Below are 4,910 nucleotides of genomic sequence, written 5' to 3'. Positions count from 1 at the left end.
TAAAGGGGGAAAATAGATCGAGCTTGTCTTCATCTGCCTAACGATCATGTCTATTGTCACCCTTAACCCCCTTCAATCCCATCAAGATTTAGTCATCGATCCGGGTAAAATCACGGGATTACGGGGAAAAATCACTATCCCAGGCGATAAATCCATATCCCATCGTTCCCTGATGTTAGGAGCGATCGCCGAAGGAGAAACCGTTATTCATGGGTTATTATTGGGCGAAGATCCCCGCAGTACCGCTAGTTGTTTTCGTGCCATGGGTGTGGAAATTTCCCAACTCAACAGCGAGAAAGTGATCGTCAAAGGTAGGGGTTTAGGCAATCTTGAGGAACCCTTAGAAATCCTCGACGCGGGCAATTCCGGCACGACGATCCGCTTAATGTTAGGATTATTGGCCGGTCATCGGGACCGTTTTTTTGTCGTTACCGGTGATGCTTCCCTGCGATCGCGTCCCATGTCCAGGGTGGTGAAACCCCTCAAAGAAATGGGGGCGCAAATTTGGGGCAGAAAAGCCAATTCTTTGGCTCCTTTAGCCGTTTCTGGGGAATCTCTGCAACCGATCCACTACTATTCTCCCGTCGCTTCTGCACAGGTGAAATCCTGTCTTCTCCTCGCAGGACTGTTAACGGAGGGGAAAACCACGATCACGGAACCCGCTTTATCTCGCGATCACAGTGAACGGATGCTGCGCGCTTTTGGGGCAAATATTGAGGTGGATGGGGAGACTAATAGCGTCACGGTGACGGGTTATCCCACTTTAACTGGACAAACGGTGATTGTACCCGGGGATATCAGTTCGGCGGCCTTTTGGTTGGTAGCGGGAGCAATTGTGCCTAATTCCGAGTTATTAATCGAAAATGTGGGAATAAACCCGACTAGAACCGGAGTTTTACAGGTTTTACAGGCAATGGGAGCAGATATCACCCTCGAAAATCAACGGGTGGTGACGGGGGAACCGGTGGCGGATCTGCGGGTGAAATCCAGTCCACTACAGGCAACCACGATCGCTGGTGAGATTATACCCCGTCTGATCGATGAAATTCCGATTTTGGCAGTAGCGGCGGTTTTTGCCCAAGGAACGACAATTATCAAGGATGCCGAGGAACTACGGGTGAAGGAAAGCGATCGCCTGACGGTGATGGCCACCCAACTTGATCGCCTAGGGGCAAAAGTAAGGGAATTACCCGATGGTTTAGAGATTACCGGCGGTACAGGCCTATTCGGCACGGAAGTGGACAGTTTTACCGATCATCGCATTGCCATGAGTCTAGCGATCGCTGCCCTCAATTCCCGTCAACCCACCACTATCCATCGCGCTGAAGCGGCCGGCATTTCCTACCCCGATTTCTTTAGCACCTTACAGCAAATTTGTCAAGAGTGAAAATATTAAGTTTTTCTGCGAACGGGCGAAGGGTAACTGGTACAATTGCAGGATAAATCACAGAGTAGTGGGCCACCTGTGTGATAATCAAGTTCATCGATCGAGGTAGCGAAAAATAGAAGCGTCCCTAACTCCCATTTCCCTGAAAAATATCTCCCTATCTACCCCACTCCCGTCTTCTATTCCCCACCGATAATGGAAATCATCGCCCAATTAGAGAAAGTTTCCTATATTTATCCCGAATCCTCCAATCTAGTGCTTAAAAATATCTCTTTGGCAATTCATCGAGGCGAATTTTTAGGTATTATCGGGCCCACAGGTGCAGGAAAAACTACTCTCTGTTTAACTCTTAACGGTATTGTCCCCCAATTTTACGGAGGGCGTTTTTTTGGTTATGCAACAGTAGCCGGTTTAGATACTTTAACCCATCCCGTTAGCACCTTGGCCCGCTATGTGGGGGCAGTATTTGAAGATCCCGAAACGCAACTTTTAGCCACTTCGATAGAAAATGAAATCGCTTTTACCCTAGAAAATTTACGGCTACCGCGAGAGGAAATTAAAGCGCGCATTCCCAAAGTTTTAGCGGCAGTCCGGTTAGAGGGAATGGAAAAAAAATCGCCGGGGGAACTATCGGGAGGACAAAAACAACGATTAGCGATCGCCGCCGCTCTCGCAGTTCAGCCCGCTTTGTTAATTCTCGATGAACCCACCTCCCAACTGGATCCGGTGGGAGCCCAAGAAGTTTTCGCCACCATTAAGGAATTAAATCGCCATCTCGGTGTCACTATTGTGATGGTCTCCCACGCGGCCGAGGAAATGGCCGAATATGCCGATCGCCTGGTACTATTAAGGGAGGGTGCGATCGAAGCCATGGGAACCCCAGCAGAGATCTACTCCCAAGTACAACTTTTACAGGAAAATGCCCTGCGTCCCCCGCAAGTGGCCACTACTTTTGCCTTGATCAATCAAAAAATCGGGGCGATAAATTCTATTCCTGTCACCCTAGACCGCAGTTTTGCCCGTTTAAACGAGCTTAAATCCTTTTACCATCATAGAACCCCAACCCCTCCCTTATCGTCGGTTTCTGACCCCTTAAACCCCATACTGAGGGTAAAAAATCTCTGCCATACCTATCCCGATGGTACTACCGCCTTGCGGGATGTGTCCCTCGATATTGCCGAAGGGGAATATCTGCTGATTATCGGTCAAAATGGCGCAGGAAAAAGCACTTTAGTCAAGCATTTTCTCAATCTTCTCTCGGCGACCACCGGTCAAGTTATGATTGACGGACGTTCGACCGGTAGCTTTTCTGTCAGTGATTTAGCTCGTTCGATCGGTTATGTAGCCCAAAATCCCGATAATCAGATTTTTAACACCACTGTCGAGAAAGAAGTATCATTTGCCCTGACTAATCTCGGTTATCCTCCAGAAATCGTTACCCAACGCACGAAAGCAAGTCTAGAAGCCATGGGATTGCTAGAATATCGATCCTATCATCCTCTCTCCTTACCGAAGGGCGATCGAGCGCGGGTAGTGATTGCGGCAATTTTAGCCATGGAACCGCGTATAGTGGTCTTTGATGAACCCACCACCGGCCAAGATTACCAAGGAGCTAAGGCAATTTTAGAGGTGAGTCGTCAATTACACCAGATGGGCAAAACCGTGATTGTGATCACCCATCACCTCTATTTAATGCCAGAATACGCCGAAAGAGTAATTATTATGGGTCAAGGAACTATTCTTTTAGATGCCCCAATCCGGCAAGCTTATCATCAAACCGATCTCTTGGCCAAAACCTATCTAACTCCACCCCAAGCAGTTTTATTAGCACAAAAATTAGGACAACTTTCCGGTTATCCTAATTCTCTTTTAACTCCCCAGGAAATTGCCGATTGTTTTCAGAGGATTTAGCCTTGAGGCTATTTAACTGTTTCTAAGATCAACTTTGATCGCTTAACATTATCGGGTACAGGAATCGGATAATCGCCATTAAAACAGGCAGTACAGAAGGTTTTCGGATCTTCCTTCGTTGCTGTTAACATTCCATCGTGACTGAGATAAGCTAAACTATCCACCCCGATTTGTGCCTGAATTTGGGCCACCGATTTAGTTGCCGCAATTAACTGCTCTTGGTTGTCCGTATCAATGCCATAAAAACAAGGATGAGTCACCGGAGGTGAAGATATTCTCATGTGAACTTCTCTTGCTCCGGCATCGCGTAAAGCTTTAACTAATTTCCGGCTAGTGGTTCCCCGCACGATCGAATCATCAACAATAATAACTCTTTTTCCCTGTAAAACATCCTTTAAAGGATTCAATTTCATCTTAATCCCCGACTCTCTCATGTGTTGGGTTGGTTGAATAAAAGTCCGTCCCACATAACGATTTTTAATCAATCCTTCCGCATAGGGAATATCAGAAATGCGCGAAAATCCGATCGCAGCCGGAATACCCGAATCGGGAACTCCCATCACCATATCTGCTTCTACCGGCGACTCTTTGGCTAATTGTTCCCCCAAACGTACCCGATAAGTATATAAAGATTCCTCGTGGACAATGCTATCGGGACGGGCAAAATAAATCATCTCGAAAACGCATAATTTTTTCTCCGGTTTCATGGCCCAATCCACCGAAGATAAGCCATCTTCACTAATCCAAACTAATTCCCCCGGCTGCACATCCCGCAGATAATCGGCCCCGATAATATCTAATCCGCAGGTTTCCGAAGCTAAAACATAACGGGGGGGATTGCCTTCTTCTTGCAAAACCCCAATTACTAAGGGTCTGACACCATTGGGATCCCGCGCCCCGATAATTCCCGTCGGTGTGCCGATAACAAGGCTGTAAGCCCCGCTACAATAGCTAAAGGCATCGATCGCCGCTTGTATCCAATCCTTGCCACTATCCACTTCCTGGCCGATAGCGACGGCGATCATTTCCGAGTCGGTGGTGGTGACGAGATCACAACCGCGCTTTTCCAATACATTTCTTAACTCAAAAGTATTGACTAAATTGCCATTATGTGCTAGGGAAAGTTTACCTAAACGGGTTTCGATCACAGCAGGTTGGGCATTGGCCCGACGGCTAGAACCGGTGGTAGAGTAACGAGTATGACCGACGGCGTGAGTACCCGGCAAGGTTTTAAGGACAGTTTCGCTAAAAACTTGGGAAACTAAGCCCATTTCTTTGTAACAATGCACCGTTTCCCCGTCGTAGGTGGCAATACCTGCCGATTCCTGTCCTCGGTGTTGCAGGGCATAGAGTCCGAAATAGGTCAGTTTTGCTACTTCTTCCTCGGGGGCATAGAGTCCAAAAACTCCACAGGCTTCTTCAGGCTTATCGACGCGGTTCAAGAATAGGGATGAGTCGGGATGGCTAGACATGGGAGGGTTGGGGCTTGGGGCTACTTTTGAGACAAAATCTTAACTTATCTTAATCTCTTTTTAACACCTTATTTATGGGGATTTGGGGGGTGGGGAACAGTTATCAGGTGTTGGGTTGTTGGGTTTTAGGGTTTTAGGGT

At 47.5% G+C, this 4,910-nt stretch carries 3 protein-coding genes; 2 read left to right on the top strand and 1 reads right to left on the bottom strand.

Annotated elements, in window-relative coordinates; all coding sequences use genetic code 11:
- Window positions 1-46: 46 nt before the first annotated feature.
- Entirely contained in the window at window positions 47-1,387 is a 1,341-nt protein-coding gene (gene aroA, locus PX636_RS06700) for a 3-phosphoshikimate 1-carboxyvinyltransferase (protein ID WP_288116563.1), read from the top strand.
- Window positions 1,388-1,582: 195 nt separating this feature from the next.
- The gene (locus PX636_RS06695) at window positions 1,583-3,298 is read left to right on the top strand and encodes an ABC transporter ATP-binding protein (protein WP_012264912.1); all 1,716 of its coding nucleotides are present in this window, start codon (window positions 1,583-1,585) and stop codon (window positions 3,296-3,298) included.
- Between the two features lie 8 nt (window positions 3,299-3,306).
- Here the strand turns inward: PX636_RS06695 and purF are convergent, their stop codons facing one another.
- The gene (gene purF, locus PX636_RS06690) at window positions 3,307-4,770 is read right to left on the bottom strand and encodes an amidophosphoribosyltransferase (protein ID WP_288116562.1); all 1,464 of its coding nucleotides are present in this window, start codon (window positions 4,768-4,770) and stop codon (window positions 3,307-3,309) included.
- Window positions 4,771-4,910 lie beyond the last annotated feature (140 nt).

It is taken from the genome of Microcystis sp. M53598_WE2 (assembly GCF_030067735.1).
Taxonomy (GTDB): Bacteria; Cyanobacteriota; Cyanobacteriia; order Cyanobacteriales; family Microcystaceae; genus Microcystis; species Microcystis aeruginosa.
The sequence above is the reverse complement of the archived record's forward strand: the minus strand, read 5'-3'. Positions and strand labels throughout refer to the sequence as shown.

Excerpts from the sequence above, each read along its gene's own strand:
- purF (WP_288116562.1), bottom strand. The coding sequence starts at position 4,770 with ATGTCTAGCCATCCCGACTCATCCCTATTCTTGAACCGCGTCGATAAG.
- PX636_RS06695 (WP_012264912.1), top strand. The coding sequence starts at position 1,583 with ATGGAAATCATCGCCCAATTAGAGAAAGTTTCCTATATTTATCCCGAA.
- aroA (WP_288116563.1), top strand. The coding sequence starts at position 47 with ATGTCTATTGTCACCCTTAACCCCCTTCAATCCCATCAAGATTTAGTC.